Origin of the sequence: Pseudomonas quasicaspiana, assembly GCF_021147825.1 — a bacterium.
In the GTDB taxonomy this organism is placed as follows: Bacteria; Pseudomonadota; Gammaproteobacteria; order Pseudomonadales; family Pseudomonadaceae; genus Aquipseudomonas; species Aquipseudomonas quasicaspiana.
In genome coordinates, this window is record NZ_JAGTPI010000014.1 from 1 (window position 1) to 18,874 (window position 18,874).

Sequence of the window (18,874 nt, forward strand, 5' to 3'; positions counted from 1 at the left end):
AGGACCGAATTCATTCGGGAAGGCTATATGTCAGGCGTTACATAAGTTGCGGATGTACAAACCCCTTCGCGAACAAGTTCGCTCCTACCGTCCATGCGCCAAGCTCGGTAGGACCGAATTCATTCGGGAAGGCTATATGTCAGGCGTTACATAAGTTGCGGATGTACAAACCCCTTCGCGAACAAGTTCGCTCCTACCGTCCATGCGCGAACCTCGGTAGGACCGAATTCATCGGGAAGGCTGTCTGTCAGGCGATACATAAGCTGCGGATATACCGCCCCCTCGCGAACAAGTTCGCTCCTACCAGTGCAACTGCCCATTGATATCGTGCACGCCTGCAACATCATTCCCTCCAGCCACAAAAAAGCCCCCCTTGCGAACAAGGAGGGCTTTCTCAGTACCAGCGATTACTCACCGCGGTAGATACAACCACTGGTGCACGTTTCGTGAATACGTATAGCAGACAGCTCCGGCAACAGCGGCTTGAGCTCAGCAAAGATCCATTTGGCGAGGTTCTCGCTGGTTGGGTTTTCAAGCCCGGGTATGTCATTCAAATAGTGGTGGTCGAGGCGTTCATAAAGCGGCTTGAAGATCGCCTTGATTTCAGAGAAATCGCGGATCCAGCCGATGTGCGGATCGACTTCACCTTCCAGATGGATAGCGATGCGGAAGGAGTGCCCATGCAGCCGTCCGCATTTATGACCTTCGGGCACGTGAGGCAGGAAGTGGGCCGACTCGAACGTAAACTCTTTAAAAATTTCCAAAATGTTCAACTCTAAAAATGGCGATCGTCGCAGCGACGCATGCAGGCCAAGAGTTTATCAGCATTGGTTTGGGCTTTGCGCTAAAACGCGGTAGTTCATCCGCACTGATGGCACCTAGCCAGATAGATTCAGGTTGAATTAAGTTGGGACGTTTATTCTAAATGCATAGGAATAAACATTCTCGATGGAGCCTGATAGTGAAAACCCTGACTGCGCTTTTGGCTTCTGCCCTTCTGGTATTTACCAGCGGTGCAGTCAGCGCTCGCGACATTTCCCCTGACGAAGCTGCTACATTGCGCGCCGCTGGCAGCATTAAAAGCGCGGAGCAGCTTAACGCAGTAGCGTTGGCCAGGCACCCTGGCGCGACCATCAATGACACCGAGCTTGATGAAAAATACGGCAAGCATGTTTATGAGGTTGAGCTTACCGACCCTCGAGGTATCCACTGGGACGTAGATATCGATGCCGCGACCGGGAAGGTGCTCAAAAATCATCAGGACCGATAATGAAGTTACCTAAGCGTCGTGGCACTCTTGTTTGCCTTGTGCTGGTCTGCATCTCTGTGCAAGCGAGGGACCTGGATCAGGATGAAGCGCTGAGCTTGCGTCAGAAGGGCACTATTCTTCCGCTTGAGCAGTTGATGGATTTGGCCATGGCCCGTCATCCGGGCGCCAAGTTATTAGAGGCGGAACTTGAAGAGAAGCATGGCGTGTACGTTTATGAGTTTGAGATTCTGACCTCGGAAGGGGTCGTCCGCGAGCTGAAATATGACGCTCGGGACAGTCGACTATTGAAGGATGAGGAAGACTGATGCGCCTGTTACTGGTAGAAGACCATGTCCCGCTGGCTGATGAGCTGCTTTCTGGTCTGGGCAGACAGGGCTATGCCGTTGACTGGCTTGCGGACGGGCGTGATGCGGTGCACCAAGGCGTAACCGAGCCCTATGATTTGATTATTCTCGACCTTGGCTTGCCAGGGCTTCCAGGTCTGGAAGTGCTCGAACAATGGCGTACCGCAGGTCTGGCAACGCCGGTTCTGGTACTCACGGCGCGAGGCTCCTGGTCTGAACGTATAGAAGGGCTGAAGGCCGGTGCTGACGATTACCTGACCAAGCCTTTTCATCCCGAAGAGCTGCAGCTGCGTATTCAGGCGTTGTTGCGCCGCTCCAAAGGACTGGCCAATCAGCCTCGTCTTGAATCCGCTGGTTTGCACCTGGACGAAGGGCGTCAATGCGTTAATCAAGGCGGAGTAGACATTCAGCTGACCTCCGCTGAATTCAGATTGCTGCGTTACTTCATGCTGCACCCCGAGCAGATCCTTTCAAAAAGCCATTTGGCTGAGCACCTTTATGACGGTGAAAACGAGCGTGATTCCAACGTCATTGAAGTGCATGTGAATCACCTCAGACGCAAGCTGGGTAAAGCCGTGGTCGAAACCCGGCGCGGTCAGGGCTATCGTTTTGGCGGGGAGCCTGCTGCTTGAAGTCTATTCAACGTCGCTTGAGCATCGGGCTCATCAGCGTGATGGTTCTAGTGTGCGTTGTGTTGGCTCAAACCAGCTTGTGGCTGTTTGAGTTAGGTTTGCAGCGTTATCTGGAAGCCGGATTGCGCAACGAAAGCGAAAGCCTGCTGGTTGCCTTGGTGCGCGGCCAGAATGGCGTGCAACTGGATGAGCATCGACTGTCGCCTGCCTATCAGCGGCCTTATTCCGGGCACTATTTTCGAATTGATTTTCCGGAGGGCCACTGGCGCTCCAGATCGTTATGGGATCTGGAAATTCCCGATCCAGGTTCGAGTGGGTTACATGCGAGCTACGAGTTAGGTCAGACAGGCCAGTCCTTGCTACTGCACAAGGCCGATTACCGGAAATTCGGTCAGGACCTGTCAATTACCGTTGCCCAGGACTACACACCGGTCAGGGCGAGCTTTCTTCGGGTACAACAAATTGGCCTCGGGCTGGGACTTGCCGCTCTCCTGCTGATTCTGGCTCTGCAGCGGGTAACGGTGCGTCGTGCCTTGCGTCCACTGGATCGGGCCCGTGAACAGCTTGTTCAGCTCCAGCAAGGCAAGCGTTCCCAACTGGATGAAGAGGTACCCGTAGAACTCGAACCTCTTGTGTCGCAAATCAACCATTTGCTGGAGCATACCGAAGACAGCCTGAGACGCTCGCGCAACGCGCTCGGCAACCTGGGTCATGCATTGAAAACGCCACTGGCAGTCCTGTTCAGCGCCATTGCCAGCCCCAAATTCGATGCCCATCCCGCCCTGCGTAATATTCTGCGTGAGCAACTGGAACAGATTCAGCAACGCCTGGCGCGTGAGCTGAATCGTGCGCGGCTATCCGGCGATGCGTTGCCCGGTGCGCATTTTGATTGTGATGCCGAATTGAGCGGACTGTTCGCCACCTTGCGCATGATCCATGGCGAGCACTTAAACCTTGAGATGCACGTCAAGCCAGGTCTGTCTCTACCTTGGGATCGTGAGGATATTCTGGAACTGCTGGGCAACTTGCTGGACAACGCCTGCAAATGGGCGGACAGCGAAGTATTGCTGACGATTAGTAGGGAGGAAGCGAGCTTCAGTATTGTGATCGAAGACGACGGTCCCGGTATCCCTGAAGCCATGCGCGAGGAAGTCTTCAGCCGTGGTGCGCGTCTGGATGAGCAAATCACCGGTCATGGACTGGGCCTCGGTATCGTGCGCGATATCGTTCAGGTGTGGGGCGGCCATCTGCAACTTGAAGCCAGCCACTCAGGTGGGCTTCGAGTACGGATTGACCTGCCTGATCGTTCAGCGATCGATTGACTTGCTCAGTAAGCCATTAGGCACGTCATTAACCTGGCAACTATCGCTCAATATTCCTGCGTTCAATACGGGCTTTACTTACGAGCACTTCAGAAGCCTCTCAACTTTTCAGCCAGATTGCCGATACAGGCCCAAGATCAAAATTTAAAAACAACAAATTGATGCTTGGGGTCCTATGCGCATTAGCCTGAAAGCCAAAGTACTTTCACTGGCGATCCTGCCAGTGCTGATATTCGCGTTGATCATCAGCGTGACGACGATTGTAATGCTGCGCGAGCAGGCAAAGCAGGAAGTCAGCCAAACCCGCGAACGGCTGCTGAATGAAGCCAAGGCTACGCTGCAAAATTATGTCGCCATCGGTATGACAGCTATCAAACCGATCTACGACGCCGCGTCGGCTGGCGATGAGACCGCAAGGGCACAGGCTATAAAACTGCTTTCCGGCATTTCCTATGGCAAGGACGGCTACTTCTTCGGCTACGATTCGCAATCAATACGCTTGTTCAAGGCAAACAGTCCTGATGGCGTAGGGAAGAGCTTCAAAGAAGCACGCGACCCCAACGGCGTCTATGTCAACAATGAACTGGTGGCTGTAGCCAAAGCGGGTACGCACTATCTGCTGTACTCCTCACCGCTGCCTGGCAAAACCGAGCTGCTGCCCAAGCTGGGCTACACCGAATATTTGCCAAAATGGGACATGGCGATCGGTTCATCCGTCAATCTTGATGGTATCGACGCTCAGGTTGCATTGGTCGAGCGGGACGTTGAAGCACGTCTGCAGGAAATGCTGCTGAGCATCGTCGGGGTTGCCTTACTTGTTCTTGTCATTATCAGCATTGTCGGTGTCGTGCTCGCAGGCACCCTGCTGCGCCCACTGCGCCTGATGAAAAACAACCTCGATGACATCGCCGCAGGCGAGGGGGACCTGACTCGCCGTTTGGCAGTTACCAGTCAGGATGAGTTGGGTGACCTGGCCAGTTCCTTTAACCGTTTTGTCGACAAGATCCATAGTCTTGTCAGTCAGATATCCGGCATGACCGGACAATTGACCGGTCTGGTAGGCGAAGTGTCGAGCCAGGCACAGCGCTCAGAGCAAGCCATGGAGCGTCAGCGCCAAGAGACTGATCAGGTTGCCACCGCAATCAACGAGATGTCCGCTGCGGCTCAGGAAGTGGCGAAGAGTGCCCAGGGTGCCTCGGTTGCTGCACAGAAGACCGACGAAGAGGGGCAGTCGGCCAAACGCGTCGTCGATGGCAGCATCAAATTGATTCACGCGCTGGTTGAAGATATTCGAAACAGTGGCTCGTCTCTGGATAGCCTCCAGAAAGATGTGTCTTCGATTGTGAGCGTACTCGGGGTGATTCGCTCTATCGCTGAGCAGACCAACCTGCTGGCCCTCAACGCCGCTATCGAAGCAGCGCGTGCGGGGGAGGCGGGTCGCGGTTTCGCGGTGGTGGCCGATGAGGTGCGTGCGCTGGCCAGTCGTACCCAGCAGAGCACTCAGGAAATCCAGGGCATGATCGATCGCTTGCAGAAAGGCACGCAGACGGCTGTTGACGCCATGCGTCGCTCCAGCGAAGCCGGTGATGGTACCTCCGTGCAGGCCAATCAGGCGGGGTCTTCGCTGGATGCCATTGGCGAGCTGATCACTACCATCAACACCATGAACGCGCAAATCGCCAGCGCCGCTGAAGAGCAAACGGCAGTTGCCGAGGAAATCAACCGCAGCGTGCATCAGATTGCTTCTGCCGTTGACACCGTGGCAGACGAAACCCGGCAAAGCGCGCAGACCTCCCGCAGCCTGAATGACCTTGGTCAGCGACTTGGTGCATTGGTTGGGCAGTTTCGCGTTTAACCCGCGTGAGATGCGTACCTTTCCACGTTTGACCTGTAGGAGCTCACCGAGGTTACGAGGCCAGCGATGGCGGAGTGTCAGGCACGCCGCTATCGCTGCCTCGCGTTGCTCGTGAGCTCCTACAGAGACCGCACTCGCGCATGACAGCGCGATGTTAGCGACACTGTGCGATCTCCTGCAAACCCTGCGGCCAGAAGCATTCTCTGCTGTAATACCCTTTCCAGAGCCTTCATCTGCCCGACCGCAGAATGATCGCACTCGTCCGTCGATTGGCTGACTAAGGATCAGGTCAAGCGAGTTGCTTGCCTACTGACATGGAAAGGACATGAACGAAACCACGCTGCAATACAAAACCCTGATCATGCTGTTGGTGCTGGTGACCATCGCGTTCATATGGATTCTGTTGCCGTTCTACGGCGCGGTTTTCTGGGCGGTGATCCTCGGCATCATCTTCGCCCCGGTCCAGCGTCGCTTGCTGCTGCGCTTTGGCTGGACACGTAATCTGACGTCGCTCTGTACCCTGGTAATCTGTCTGGTCATCGCGATTTTGCCGGTTATCGTGATCAGTGCCTTGCTGGTTCAGGAAGGTGCCACGCTTTACAAGAACGTCGAAAGCGGACAGCTCGATATCGCCAGCTATCTGGCCGAGTTCAAAGGCTTGTTGCCGCATTACGTTCAGGGCTGGCTGGATCGACTGGGCATGGGCGATCTCGATGGTCTGCGCGACAAGATCGCCAAAGGCGCGATGCAGGGCAGTCAGTACCTGGCAACGCAGGCATTCAGCTTTGGTCAGGGCACCTTCGACTTCGTCGTGGGCTTTTTCATCATGTTGTACCTGCTGTTTTTCTTCCTGCGCGACGGCCAGGAACTGGTGCGCAAGATGCGTATCGCAGTGCCTCTGGCTGAACCCCAGAAACGTCGCCTGCAACTGAAGTTCACTCGCGTCGTACGCGCCACGGTCAAGGGCAACATTGTGGTCGCGATTACCCAGGGTGCACTCGGAGGCTTTATCTTCTGGTGTCTCGACATTCCCAGCGCTCTGCTCTGGGCGGTCATCATGGCGTTTCTGTCGCTGCTGCCAGCCGTGGGCGCAGGGATCGTCTGGGCGCCAGTGGCAGTTTATTTCCTGTTAAGCGGCATGATCTGGCAGGGCGTAGTACTCGCGCTGTTCGGCGTGTTCGTGATCGGACTGGTCGACAACGTGCTGCGACCTATTCTGGTCGGCAAAGATACCAAGATGCCCGATTACCTGATTCTGATCTCTACCCTGGGCGGGATGTCTGTGTTCGGCCTCAACGGTTTCGTGATCGGGCCGATGGTCGCAGCGTTATTCATGTCCACCTGGGGCTTGTTTGTCAGCGCCAAGAAGACGGTACGTTTGCCTGGGTAAACTTCCAGGCGAAAAAAAACCTGCTCAATCGAGCAGGTTTTTTTATGCGTCCCGTTATGCCTGATCCTTGAGAGATCAGCCCATCAGACCCGCATGCTTGACCAGTTCCAGCAGCGGCTGCGGATAGACACCCAGTACGAAGGTCAGAATGGCGATCGCCAGCAGCATCACGCCACCGGTACGTTGCGCCCAGTTGAAGGCCGCATCGTGGCGTGGCAGCTTGGAGTCCACCAGATACAGCGTGACCATCACGCGCAGGTAGTAGAAGATGCCGATAGCGCTACCGATGATCAGCGCACCGAGCAACCACCACAGCTTCGACTCAACGCCTGTTGCGATGATGTAGAACTTGCCGATGAAGCCAGCCGTCAGCGGGATGCCCGCCAGGGACAGCATCATCAGGGTCATTACCGCTGTCAGGTATGGACGACGCCAGAACAGACCGCGGTATTCGAACATCGCATCGGTATCACGGCCGCTGTACGGCGACGACATCATGGTGATCACACCGAAGCTGCCCAGGCTGGTCAGTACATAAGTGACCAGATACACGCCGATAGCCTCAACCGCCATGCCTTTGCTCGCCACCAGGGCAATCATCAGATAGCCGAAGTGGGCGATGGACGAGTAACCCAGCAAACGCTTCAAGTTGTTCTGCATCAGTGCCAGCAGGTTGCCGACGATGATCGACGCCACGGCGATGACCGCCAGTACGTCATGCAGTACACCGCTGTTGGCCGCGGGGGAGATCTGGAACAGACGCACCAGCACTGCGAACACAGCAACCTTGCTGGCAGTGGCCAGGAAAGCCGCTACCGGGGCAGGCGCGCCCTCGTAGACGTCCGGAGTCCACAGGTGGAAAGGCACCAGCGACAGCTTGAACGCCAGACCTACCAGCATCATGCCCAGACCCAGGCTGGCGATCGGGCTTGGCAGACCGCTTGCAGCCAGCGCCTTACCAATGCCTTCAAAGCCCAGCGTGCCAGCTTCGGCATACAGCAGCGCCATGCCGAACAGCAGGAACGCCGAACCGGCTGCCGAGAGAACCATGTATTTGATACCGGCTTCCAGCGAGCGCTTGTTGAAGAATGCATAAGCGACCAGACCGTAGACCGGCACCGACAACAGCTCCAGACCGATAAACAGGCCTGCCAGGTGTTGCGCGCTGACCAGTACCAGACCGCCAGCAGCGGCGAGCAGGATCAGCAGGTAAAGCTCTTCACGATTTCCAGGATAGCCAGCTTTGCCATCGCCGAGATAGGCGTGAGCCATGGTCACACAGGCCAGAGTCGAGGCGAGGATCAGCGCCATGTACAGGCAGGCGAAGCTGTCGATCTGCAGCAGGGGCGTCACTACCAGCGGAGCGACTTTCAATGCCGGGTAGATCGAGAGCAGGGCAAGGTTAAGCCCCCCCACGCTGAGCAGGAAGGTTTGCGAGTGATTGCGGCGCCATGCGATCGCCAGCATCACCACAACAATGGTAAGGCTGGTAATCAGCAGTGGGGCAAGCGCAATAAAGTGTTGAGTCGTCAGGTCCATAGCGCTCTTACCGGGCCGAAGCGAGTTGAGTGAAGGCAGTGCCGAGCCATTGCTGCACGCCGTGCATGGTCGCTGCAGACGTATCGAGGAATGGCTGCGGGTAAACCCCGACCAGTACCAGCAATACGGCCAGACCGAGCACCATGATCATTTCCCGCCCGTCCATGCCCTTGAGAGGCTCGTCGGATTTCGCCGGGCCGAAGTAGGCGCGGTGGATCATGATCAGCGAGTAGACAGAGCCAAACACCAGACCGGACGTGGCAATTGCGGTGATCCATGGCGCACTGACAAAGCTGCCCAGCAGGATCAGGAACTCACCCACAAAGTTACCGGTACCCGGCAGACCCAGAGAGGCCGCCGCGAAGAACAGGCTGATCGCTGGCAGGTAGGCGATGCGCGACCACAAACCACCCATTTCACGCATGTCACGCGTATGCAGCCGCTCGTACAGCTGACCGCTGAGGATAAACAGTGCGGCAGCCGACAGACCGTGAGCAAGCATCTGAATCACAACGCCTTGCAGCGCTTGCTGGCTGCCGGAATAGATCCCGATCAGCACGAAGCCCATGTGCGAGACGCTGGAGAACGCGATCAAACGCTTGATGTCGGTCTGTGCGAATGCCAGGAAAGCGCCGTAGAAAATGCCGATCAGGCCCAGAATCATCGCGATAGGCGCGAACTCTGCAGACGCGTTCGGGAACAGCGGCAGTGCAAAACGCAGCAGGCCATAAGCTGCAGTTTTCAACAGGATACCGGCCAGGTCGACCGAACCCGCTGTTGGTGCCTGGGCGTGAGCATCCGGCAGCCAGGAGTGGAAGGGCACCACTGGCAGCTTCACCGCGAAGGCAATGAAGAAGCCCAGCATCAGGATGTATTCGGTGCCCGGTGCCAGTTGGGTCTTCAGCAGTGTGGCGTAATCGAACGTGATTACTCCGGTCTGGTTGAAGTTGACCAGGACCAGACCGAGGATCGCCACCAACATGATCAGGCCGCTGGCCTGAGTGAAGATGAAGAACTTGGTCGCGGCGTAGATTCGTGTCTTCTTGCCGTCCGCCGAGCTGTGACCCCAGAGCGCGATGAGGAAATACATCGGCACCAGCATCATTTCCCAGAAGAAGAAGAACATGAACAGGTCGATGGCCAGGAACACGCCAATCACGCCACCGAGGATCCACATCAGGTTGAGGTGGAAGAAACCAACGTTACGCTGGATCTCTTTCCACGAACACAACACCGACAGCACACCGAGCAGGCCGGTCAGCAGGATCATCAGCAACGAAAGACCATCAAGGGCCAAGTGGACGCTGATGCCGAAGCGAGCGATCCACAAGTGCTTGAATTCGATAGCCCAGGTTGGGTCGACGCCGGGCGCTGGTGCGTAACTGTAGTTGCCAGTACTCCACAACCAGAGGCCCAGGGCCAGTTCGAGGGACATGGTCAGCAGCGCGATCCAGCGCGGCAGGGTAGGGCCGAAGCGCTCACCTTGCCAGCACAGCAGGCCACCGATAAAGGGGATCAGGATTAGCCAAGGCAGAATCATGACGGGCTCAATTCCTTTCGCAAATTCGCAAGGTTCATGTCAGACCGCAACCACGACGACGGCGCCGAGTACCAGTACGGCACCTACAGCGATCGAAGCGGCATACCAGCGCAGTTGACCGGTTTCGGTACGGGTCATGCTGCCATGACCTGCCTTGACCAGACGTGGGATCAAACCAATGGTGTGGTCCAGTGGGTCGCTACGCAGCAACTGGCAGATAGCCAGATACGGCTTGACGAACAGCTTGTCGTACACCCAATCGAAGCCCCATGCCGCGAACCACCAGGCCGACAGGAAACGGCCCGGTGCGCTGTTGGCGATGGAAGTGACCAAGCGGCGCTTGCCCAGGAACAGCAACGCTGCGAGCAGGATACCGGCGAGAGCGATAGCACCCGAGGCGATTTCCAGGCTGTGCTTGGCATCGCCACCGGCATGGCCGACGCTTTGCGGCAGCACACCCGCCAACGGTGGGGTGATCAGCGCGCCGATGAAAGTCGACAGCACGATCAGCACACTCAATGGCAACCAGTGGGCAATACCGTGACCTGCGTGCGCTTCCGTTTTCGCTTCACCGTGGAAGGTGATGAAGATCAGGCGGAAGGTGTACAGGGAAGTCATGAATGCGCCGACCAGACCTGCATACAGCAGACCGTTGTTGCCGCTGGCGAAAGCCTCCCAGAGAATTTCGTCTTTGGAGTAGAAACCCGCCGTCAGCAATGGCAAGGCCGCAAGGGCCGAGCCGCCGACGATGAAGCTGGCGTAGGCCAGAGGCAGTTTCTTCCACAGGCCGCCCATCTTGAAGATGTTCTGCTCGTGGTGGCAGGCAACGATCACCGCACCGGAGGCGAGGAACAGCAGCGCCTTGAAGAAGGCGTGAGTCATCAGGTGGAAGATCGCGCCTTCCCAGGCACCGACGCCCAGCGCCAGGAACATGTAGCCGATCTGGCTCATGGTCGAGTAGGCGAGGATACGTTTGATGTCGGTCTGTACCAGTGCTGCGAAACCTGCCAGAACCAGTGTCACGCCGCCGACGATACCTACCAGATGCAGAATGTCCGGAGCCAGAGCAAACAGACCGTGAGTCCGGGCGATCAGGTAAACACCTGCGGTCACCATGGTTGCGGCATGGATCAGTGCCGAAACCGGCGTCGGGCCAGCCATTGCGTCTGCCAGCCAGGTTTGCAGCGGCAGTTGCGCGGATTTACCGACAGCACCACCGAGCAGCAGCAGAGTGGCCAGCACGATCCAGAAGTCGCCTACCTTGAAGTGCTCAGGCGCACGCACCAGCAATTCCTGGATATTCAGCGTACCCAGTTGTTGGAACAGGATGAACAGGCCGATGGCCATGAACACGTCGCCGATACGGGTCACGATGAAGGCTTTGAGTGCCGCGTTACCGTTGTTGCGGTTGCTGTAGTAGAAACCGATCAACAAGTAACTGCACAGGCCTACACCTTCCCAACCGAAGTACAGGAACAACAGGTTATCGCCGAGCACCAGGAACAGCATGCTGGCGATAAACAGGTTGGTGTACGCGAAGAAACGCGAGTAACCGGCTTCGCCACGCATGTACCAGGAAGCGAACAGATGGATCAGGAAGCCGACGCCAACCACGACACCCAGCATCGTCACGGACAGGCCGTCCAGATACAGGGCGAAGTTGGGCTCGAAACCGTCCACGGCCATCCAGCGCCACAACACCTGGGTGTAGTGACCGCCTTCAGGCGGCGCAACGTTGAATTGCCAGATGACCCAGGCGGTGACAATGGCTGACAGGCCTATAGAGCCGACGCCAATCAGTGCCGCGAGGTTTTCCGAGATACGCCCACGAGAGAACGACAGCAGCAGAAAACCGATCAGGGGAAATACGAAAGTCAGAAAGAGTAGGTTCATCCGCGCATCTCGCTGGCAGCGTCGATATCGAGAGTGTGGAAGCGGCGATACAGCTGCATCAGGATCGCCAGGCCAATGCTGGCCTCGGCCGCCGCGAGGGTGATCACCAGGATGAACATGACCTGTCCATCCGGCTGAGCCCAGCGGCTACCGGCAACGACGAACGCCAGAGCCGATGCGTTCATCATGATCTCCAGGCTCATCAACACAAAAAGAATGTTACGGCGCACTATCAGACCGACCAGGCCGAGAACGAACAGGACCCCGGCAACCGCCAGACCGTGCTCCAGAGGGATAGCATTCATTGGCTTGGCTCCTTCGCTTCGTTGCGGCCCAAATGGAATGCCGTTACTGCAGCAGCCAGCAGAAGCATCGAGGCCAGTTCGACGATCAGCAGGTAGGGCCCGAACAGGCTGATGCCGACTGCCTTGGCGTCGACGGTGGTGTGACCGATAGCGGCGCCTGTCTGGTTGGCGAACAGCACGTACAGCAACTCAGCCAGCAGCAGCGCGCCCAGAATCACCGGACCGACCCAGATACCGGGTGTGAGCCAGGTGCGTTCCTGCTGAACCGAGGCAGGGCCCAGGTTGAGCATCATCACCACAAAAACGAACAGGACCATGATCGCGCCCGCATAAGCGATGACTTCCAGAACCCCGGCGAACGGAGCGCCAAGGCTGAAAAAAGTCATCGCCACGGCGATCAGCGAAATGATCAGGTAGAGCAGGGCATGCACCGGGTTCGTGTTGGTGATCACCCGCAGGGTGGACACTACAGCGATGCCGGATGCGAAATAGAAAGCGAATTCCATCTTTACTTCCTTAAGGCAGCAAGCTCTTGACGTTGATCGGTTCGGCTTCGTTCTGTGCAGAGCCCTTGGGCTTGCCAGCGACGGCCATACCGGCGACGCGATAGAAGTTGTAGTCAGGGTTCTTGCCGGGGCCGGAGATCAGCAGATCTTCTTTCTCGTAAACCAGATCCTGACGCTTGAACTCGGCCATTTCGAAATCCGGTGTCAGCTGGATCGCCGTGGTCGGGCAGGCTTCTTCGCACAGGCCGCAGAAAATGCAACGCGAGAAGTTGATGCGGAAGAACTCTGGGTACCAACGGCCGTCATCGGTTTCGGCTTTCTGCAGCGAGATGCAACCAACCGGGCAGGCCACGGCGCACAGGTTGCAGGCTACGCAGCGTTCTTCACCATCAGGGTCGCGGGTCAGTACGATACGACCGCGATAGCGCGGCGGCAGGTACACCGCTTCTTCCGGGTATTGCAGGGTGTCGCGTTTGCGGAAGCCGTGACCGAATACCATCACCAGGCTTCGCAACTGGGTACCAGTACCCTTAACGATGTCGCCAATATATTTGAACATGGGTCAAATCCTCACTGAACCGAGCCGGCTGGTGTGTTCAACAGCACAACCGCAGCAGTCACCAGCAAATTGATCAGGGTCAGCGGCAGACAGAATTTCCAGCTGAAATCCATGACCTGGTCATAGCGTGGGCGCGGAATGGATGCACGCAGCAGGATGAACAGCATGATGAAAAATGCAGTCTTGATGGCGAACCAGAAGAACGACAGCGAAGGCAGGATATCGAACGGACCGTGCCAGCCACCGAAGAACAATGTCACCAGCAGCGCCGAGATCAGAATGATGCCGATGTATTCGCCAACGAAGAACATGCCCCACTTCATGCCTGCATATTCAATGTGGTAACCGTCAGCCAGTTCCTGTTCTGCTTCCGGCTGGTCGAACGGGTGACGGTGAGTCACGGCGACGCCGGCAATGAAGAACGTACAGAAGCCAAAGAACTGCGGAATGATGAACCACAGGTTTTGCGCCTGATACTCCACGATGTCGCGCATGTTGAACGAGCCAACCTGCACCACGATGCCCATCAGAGCCAGGCCCATGAACACTTCATAGGACACGGTTTGTGCCGAGGCACGCAGTGCGCCGAGCAAGGCGAACTTGTTGTTACTCGACCAACCGGCAAACAGAACGGCGTAAACCGACAGCCCGGCCATGGCGAAGAAGAACAGCAGACCGATGTTCAGGTCCGCCACGCCCCAGCTTGGGGTGATCGGGATAATCGAGAACGCGATCAGCAAGGCGCTCATGGCAACTACCGGGGCCAGGGTGAAGATCACCTTGTCGGCAAACGGCGGGGTCCAGTCTTCCTTGAAGAACATTTTCAGCATGTCGGCAGCAATCTGGAACATGCCGAACGGGCCGACGCGGTTCGGACCGTAACGGTCCTGCCACCAGCCCAGCAGACGACGTTCCACAAAGCTCAGCAGTGCGCCGCAGACCACAACGGCCAGCAGCACAACGATGGCCTTGACGACCGCAATGATCGCGTCGATCACATCAGGGGTGAACCAACTCATTGCGCTGCCTCCTGCAGACCGTCAACGGACTTGCCGAAAATCGCCGGCGGAATACCGGCCAGACCGGCAGGCAATGCCACGAGACCCGCGCCCAGCTCTTCGTTGATTCGCAGCGGCAGACGCAGGGTCTGACCGGCAACGTTCAAGGAAAGCAGCGCACCTTCGTTGACGCCCAGGCGATCAGCTTCCGACTTGGCCAGAGCCACATACGGAGCAGGAATACGTTCTTGAACCGGAGCGGCTTTCGACGAGTTTTCTTCGCTGCCGAACAGGTGATAGAACGGCACCACTTGCCAGGTACCTTGAGCCGGGGAGAAGGCGCGAGGTGCGCTGGTGAACCAGCCCAGGTTATCGCCCTGGGTTTCGATCAGGCGGGTACCCGGATCACCGGCACGCAAGTGACCGCCGACTTCGTCCTGGAACTTGTTCCAGGCTTGTGGCGAGTTCCAGCCCGGTGACCAGGCAAATGGTACTTGCTGACGTGGTTCAACCGAACCCGAGTAACCTTCCATGGAGAAGGAGAACGCGGTGTCGTTGTCTTGCGAAGTACGCGGTTCGTGCACGCTGATGTTGGCGCGCATAGCCGTACGGCCGCTATAACGCAGCGGTTCGCGAGCCAGTTTCAGGCCTTTGATACGGAACGCAGCCGATGGCGCAGCGTTGACGATGGCGGCCAGTTGCGGATTGCTTGCAGCGCAGGCAGCCGTCACGTGGTCCAGCAACGTCCAGTCCACCGGTTTGTTCAGCAGGGTGGCGCGCAGGGCGTGCAGCCAGCGCCAGCCTTCGTGAACCAGAATGCTGGCGTCCAGATAAGTCGGGTCGAACACCTGGAAGAAGCGCTGAGCACGGCCTTCCTGACTGACCAACGTACCGTCGCCTTCAGCAAAGCTGGCAGCAGGCAGCACCAGATGAGCACGATCACCGGTCGGGGTTTTCTGATGATCAGCCACGATCACGACTTTCGCCGCGCTCAGGGCTGCATCGACCTTGGCAGCATCGGTGCGGGTGTACAGATCGTTTTCCAGCACGACAATGGCATCGGCCTTGCCGTCGATTACTGCTTGCAGCGCGGCATCGACAGAGTCGCCACCCAGCAGGGCCAGGCCGAGGCTATTGGCTTCCGGCACGATCAGGCTGATTGAGCCTGCCTTGTCGCGCAGCTTCAGCGCTTTGGCAATGTTGGCCGCGGCTTCGATCAGCGCTTTGGAACCCAGCGAAGTACCGGCGATGATCAATGGGCGCTTGGCGGCCAGCAGGGCGTCGGCAATGCGCTGTGCCAATTCCAGAGCTTCAGGCTCAAGGCCTTCAACGGCTGGCGCACTGGCATCCAGCGCGTGAGCGACGGCGAAACCGATACGCGCCAGATCGTCCGGTGCTGCGTGGACGCATTCTTCGGCAACATCATCCAGTTTGGTTTCGGCCAGGCTGGCGATGAACAGTGGGTTCAGCTCATGCTGACCGATGTTCTTCACTGCCGCGTCGAGCCATGGCTGGACTTTCATCGCCGCGGCCATGTCCTCGGCTTTGCCTTTCACCGCTTGGCGCAGACCCAGAGCCAGACGAGCAGCGGTCTGGGTCAGGTCTTCACCAAGGACGAAAATAGCGTCGTGGTCTTCGATGTCACGCAGGGTAGGGATCGGCAGCGGGCTGTCTTTCAACACCTGAGCGACCAGACGAATACGCTCAAGCTCTGAGGCTTCGATACCTGAATAGAAGTGCTCGGCACCTACCAGCTCGCGCAGGGCGTAGTTGCTTTCCAGGCTGGCACGCGGCGAACCGATACCGACGATGTTGCGACCGCGCAGCAGATCAGCAGCGTTATCCAGTGCCTGATCCAGGCTCAGTTTGCTGCCATCGGCCAGATGCGGCTGACGTGGACGGTCTTCGCGGTTGGTGTAGCCATAACCGAAACGGCCACGGTCGCACAGGAAATACTGGTTCACCGAACCGTTGTAGCGGTTCTCGATGCGACGGATTTCACCGTAGCGCTCGCCCGGGCTGATGTTGCAACCGCTGGAGCAGCCATGGCAGATGCTTGGCGAGAACTGCATGTCCCACTTACGGTTGTAGCGCTCGGAGTGAGTCTTGTCGGTGAACACACCGGTCGGGCAGACCTCGGTGAGGTTGCCGGAGAACTCGCTTTCCAGAACGCCGTCTTCAACGCGACCGAAATACACGTTGTCGTGAGCGCCGAATACACCGAGGTCAGTGCCGCCTGCGTAATCTTTGTAGAAACGCACGCAACGGTAGCAGGCGATGCAGCGGTTCATCTCGTGAGCGATGAACGGGCCGAGTTCCTGGTTCTGGTGGGTGCGTTTAGTGAAGCGATAACGGCGCTCGTTGTGGCCAGTCATCACGGTCATGTCTTGCAGGTGGCAGTGACCGCCTTCCTCACAGACCGGGCAGTCGTGGGGGTGGTTGGTCATCAGCCATTCGACGACACTGGCCCGGAAGGCCTTGGATTCGTCATCTTCGATGGAAATCCAGGTGTTATCGGTGGCTGGAGTCATGCAGGACATGACGATACGACCACGGGTGTCGTTCTCGTCCGTGTACTGCTTGACCGCACATTGGCGACAGGCGCCAACGCTGCCAAGGGCGGGATGCCAGCAGAAATACGGGATGTCGAGGCCTAGCGACAGACATGCCTGTAACAGGTTGTCTGCCCCATCGACTTCGAGCGCTTTGCCGTCTACGTGGATAGTGGCCATGGTTCAAAGGTCTTCGTTGGCCCGGTGTCAGCGGGCGTGGCTAATGGAATCTTGTTATTCGCACGACTCTAAACAGCCTTCACGGCGTCATCGTGCGATGAACCGGGGGATGTCCCCCGGCCTTGCAAACGGTTACGCGCCGACGATGATCGGTCTTGCCAGAGGGGGAACGGCTGCGCTGGTGGGCGCGATACCGGCCTCGAACTCCGGGCGGAAATATTTGATCGCACTGCCCAGCGGCTCCACGGCACCCGGTGCGTGAGCGCAGAAGGTCTTGCCCGGGCCAAGGAAGCCAACGAGTCCCAGCAGGGTTTCGATATCACCCGCCTGGCCGACACCTTTTTCCAGGGCGCGCAGAATCTTCACGCTCCATGGCAAACCGTCACGGCAAGGGGTGCAGAAACCGCAGGATTCCTGAGCGAAGAACTCTTCCATGTTGCGCAGCAGCGAGACCATGTTGACCTTGTCGTCAACGGCCATGGCCAGACCGGTACCCATCCGGGTGCCGACCTTGGCGATGCCACCGGCATACATTTGCGCTTCCAGGTGTTCTGGCAGCAGGAAGCCAGTACCGGCGCCGCCTGGCTGCCAGCACTTGAGCTTGTAACCGTCGCGCATGCCGCCTGCGTAGTCTTCGAACAACTCACGGGCCTGCACGCCGAAAGGCAGTTCCCACAGGCCAGGGTTTTTCACCTTGCCGGAGAACCCCATCAGCTTGGTGCCGTGGTCTTCGCTGCCTTCGCGGGCGATGGACTTGTACCAGTCATTACCGTTGCCAACGATGGCCGGTACGTTGCACAGCGTTTCGACGTTGTTCACGCACGTCGGCTTGCCCCACACGCCAACGGCGGCAGGGAAGGGCGGCTTGGAGCGCGGGTTGGCGCGACGGCCTTCCAGGGAGTTGATCAGTGCGGTTTCTTCACCGCAGATGTAACGCCCGGCGCCGGTGTGCACAAACAGCTCGAAATCAAAGCCGGTGCCCAGAATGTTCTTGCCCAGCAGACCGGCTGCTTTGGCTTCTGCCACGGCACGATTGAGGTGCTTGGCCGCAGTGACGTATTCGCCGCGCAGGAAGATATAGCCGCGATAGGCTTTCAGGGCGCGAGCACTGATCAGCATGCCTTCCACCAACAGATGCGGCAGCTGTTCCATCAACATCCGGTCTTTCCAGGTGTTGGGCTCCATTTCATCCGCGTTGCACAGCAGGTAGCGGATGTTCATGGATTCGTCTTTGGGCATCAGGCCCCACTTAACGCCAGTGGGGAAGCCCGCGCCGCCGCGACCTTTAAGGCCGGAGTCTTTGACGGACTGGACAATATCGTCAGGCGATTGCTGGGTGAGCGCCTTGCGCGCCGCCGCATAACCGTCTTTGGCCTGATATTCGTCGAGCCAGACCGGCTCGCCATCGTCACGCAGACGCCAGGTCAGCGGATGGGTTTCTGCCGTGCGCGCAATGCGGTTGGCAGGGCCGAAGGAAGTGATGGTCATGGGTAACCCTCCAGCATCTTGGCCACGGTGCCGGGTTGCACGTCGCCAAAGGTGTCATCGTCGACCATCACGGCCGGGGCTTTGTCGCAGTTGCCCAGGCAGCAGACCGGCAGCAGGGTGAAGCGGCCGTCGGCCGTGGTCTGGCCCGGGGCGATGCCCAGCGAGCTCTGGATTTCTTCGACCACTGATTCATGGCCGGCAATAAAGCAGACCATGCTGTTGCAGACACGGATGATGTGTCGGCCAACCGGCTGGCGGAAGATCTGGCTGTAGAACGTCGCCACACCTTCAACGTCGCTGGCAGGGATGCCAATAAGTTCGCCGATGGCGTAGATCGCGCCGTCCGGCACCCAGCCGCGTTCCTTCTGAACGATCTTCAGGGCTTCGATGGACGCCGCGCGCGGGTCCTCGTAGTGATGCAGCTCGTGCTCGATGGCCGAGCGCTCGGTTTCGCTCAGGGCGAAACGGTCTGTCTGGATAAGCGTGCTGTTCATGCTCATG

The 18,874-nt window shown here is 58.0% G+C and carries 17 protein-coding genes and 1 pseudogene; 7 read left to right on the plus strand and 11 right to left on the minus strand.

Annotated elements, in window-relative coordinates; genetic code table 11:
• Positions 1-407: 407 nt before the first annotated feature.
• The gene (gene queD / locus KDX30_RS11055; protein WP_080238016.1) at positions 408-764 is read right to left on the minus strand and encodes a 6-carboxytetrahydropterin synthase QueD; all 357 of its coding nucleotides are present in this window, start codon (positions 762-764) and stop codon (positions 408-410) included.
• 197 nt (positions 765-961) lie between these two features.
• On the opposite strand from queD, the gene KDX30_RS11060 reads away from it, so the two are divergent.
• From KDX30_RS11060 to KDX30_RS11085, 7 genes and pseudogenes are all read left to right on the plus strand, one after another.
• Entirely contained in the window at positions 962-1,270 is a 309-nt protein-coding gene (locus tag KDX30_RS11060) for a PepSY domain-containing protein (RefSeq protein ID WP_027899382.1), read from the plus strand.
• Positions 1,270-1,575: a PepSY domain-containing protein gene (locus KDX30_RS11065; RefSeq protein WP_099271228.1), complete on the plus strand. Its 306-nt coding sequence runs from the start codon at positions 1,270-1,272 to the stop codon at positions 1,573-1,575. The genes KDX30_RS11060 and KDX30_RS11065 overlap by 1 nt, the downstream gene beginning before the upstream one ends.
• On the plus strand, positions 1,575-2,246 hold the full coding sequence (locus KDX30_RS11070; protein WP_122394837.1) for a response regulator transcription factor: 672 nt from the start codon (positions 1,575-1,577) through the stop codon (positions 2,244-2,246). Before KDX30_RS11065 ends, KDX30_RS11070 begins: the two co-directional genes overlap by 1 nt.
• The gene (locus KDX30_RS11075; RefSeq protein ID WP_099271227.1) at positions 2,243-3,568 is read left to right on the plus strand and encodes a sensor histidine kinase; all 1,326 of its coding nucleotides are present in this window, start codon (positions 2,243-2,245) and stop codon (positions 3,566-3,568) included. Before KDX30_RS11070 ends, KDX30_RS11075 begins: the two co-directional genes overlap by 4 nt.
• 265 nt (positions 3,569-3,833) lie before the next feature.
• A pseudogene (locus KDX30_RS29730) lies at positions 3,834-4,565 on the plus strand (cache domain-containing protein); the annotation flags it as partial.
• Between the two features lie 102 nt (positions 4,566-4,667).
• The gene (locus KDX30_RS29735; protein WP_406643835.1) at positions 4,668-5,423 is read left to right on the plus strand and encodes a methyl-accepting chemotaxis protein; all 756 of its coding nucleotides are present in this window, start codon (positions 4,668-4,670) and stop codon (positions 5,421-5,423) included.
• A gap of 325 nt (positions 5,424-5,748) precedes the next feature.
• Positions 5,749-6,813, plus strand: a complete 1,065-nt coding sequence (locus KDX30_RS11085) for an AI-2E family transporter (RefSeq protein ID WP_027899386.1) — start codon at positions 5,749-5,751, stop codon at positions 6,811-6,813.
• Between the two features lie 75 nt (positions 6,814-6,888).
• Here the strand turns inward: KDX30_RS11085 and nuoN are convergent, their stop codons facing one another.
• The 10 genes from nuoN to nuoE form a co-directional block, all read right to left on the minus strand.
• A complete protein-coding gene (gene nuoN, locus KDX30_RS11090; protein WP_231675750.1) occupies positions 6,889-8,352 on the minus strand; it encodes an NADH-quinone oxidoreductase subunit NuoN in 1,464 nt (487 codons plus the stop codon).
• A 7-nt stretch (positions 8,353-8,359) separates the two neighbouring features.
• Positions 8,360-9,892, minus strand: coding sequence for an NADH-quinone oxidoreductase subunit M (nuoM, locus tag KDX30_RS11095; RefSeq protein ID WP_099271223.1), 1,533 nt, complete (start codon positions 9,890-9,892; stop codon positions 8,360-8,362).
• Positions 9,893-9,931: 39 nt separating this feature from the next.
• Entirely contained in the window at positions 9,932-11,785 is a 1,854-nt protein-coding gene (nuoL, locus tag KDX30_RS11100; RefSeq protein ID WP_099271222.1) for an NADH-quinone oxidoreductase subunit L, read from the minus strand.
• Positions 11,782-12,090, minus strand: a complete 309-nt coding sequence (gene nuoK / locus KDX30_RS11105; RefSeq protein ID WP_027899390.1) for an NADH-quinone oxidoreductase subunit NuoK — start codon at positions 12,088-12,090, stop codon at positions 11,782-11,784. Before nuoK ends, nuoL begins: the two co-directional genes overlap by 4 nt.
• The gene (gene nuoJ, locus KDX30_RS11110; RefSeq protein ID WP_231675751.1) at positions 12,087-12,596 is read right to left on the minus strand and encodes an NADH-quinone oxidoreductase subunit J; all 510 of its coding nucleotides are present in this window, start codon (positions 12,594-12,596) and stop codon (positions 12,087-12,089) included. The genes nuoK and nuoJ overlap by 4 nt, the downstream gene beginning before the upstream one ends.
• A gap of 10 nt (positions 12,597-12,606) precedes the next feature.
• Positions 12,607-13,155: an NADH-quinone oxidoreductase subunit NuoI gene (gene nuoI / locus KDX30_RS11115; protein WP_017123831.1), complete on the minus strand. Its 549-nt coding sequence runs from the start codon at positions 13,153-13,155 to the stop codon at positions 12,607-12,609.
• An 11-nt stretch (positions 13,156-13,166) separates the two neighbouring features.
• A complete protein-coding gene (gene nuoH, locus KDX30_RS11120) occupies positions 13,167-14,174 on the minus strand; it encodes an NADH-quinone oxidoreductase subunit NuoH (RefSeq protein ID WP_095097525.1) in 1,008 nt (335 codons plus the stop codon).
• On the minus strand, positions 14,171-16,885 hold the full coding sequence (gene nuoG, locus KDX30_RS11125; protein ID WP_231675752.1) for an NADH-quinone oxidoreductase subunit NuoG: 2,715 nt from the start codon (positions 16,883-16,885) through the stop codon (positions 14,171-14,173). Before nuoG ends, nuoH begins: the two co-directional genes overlap by 4 nt.
• 132 nt (positions 16,886-17,017) lie before the next feature.
• Positions 17,018-18,373, minus strand: coding sequence for an NADH-quinone oxidoreductase subunit NuoF (gene nuoF, locus KDX30_RS11130; protein WP_122709149.1), 1,356 nt, complete (start codon positions 18,371-18,373; stop codon positions 17,018-17,020).
• Positions 18,370-18,867 (minus strand): NADH-quinone oxidoreductase subunit NuoE, encoded by a 498-nt coding sequence (nuoE, locus tag KDX30_RS11135; protein ID WP_032627860.1) that lies wholly within the window; start codon positions 18,865-18,867, stop codon positions 18,370-18,372. The genes nuoF and nuoE overlap by 4 nt, the downstream gene beginning before the upstream one ends.
• Positions 18,868-18,874 lie beyond the last annotated feature (7 nt).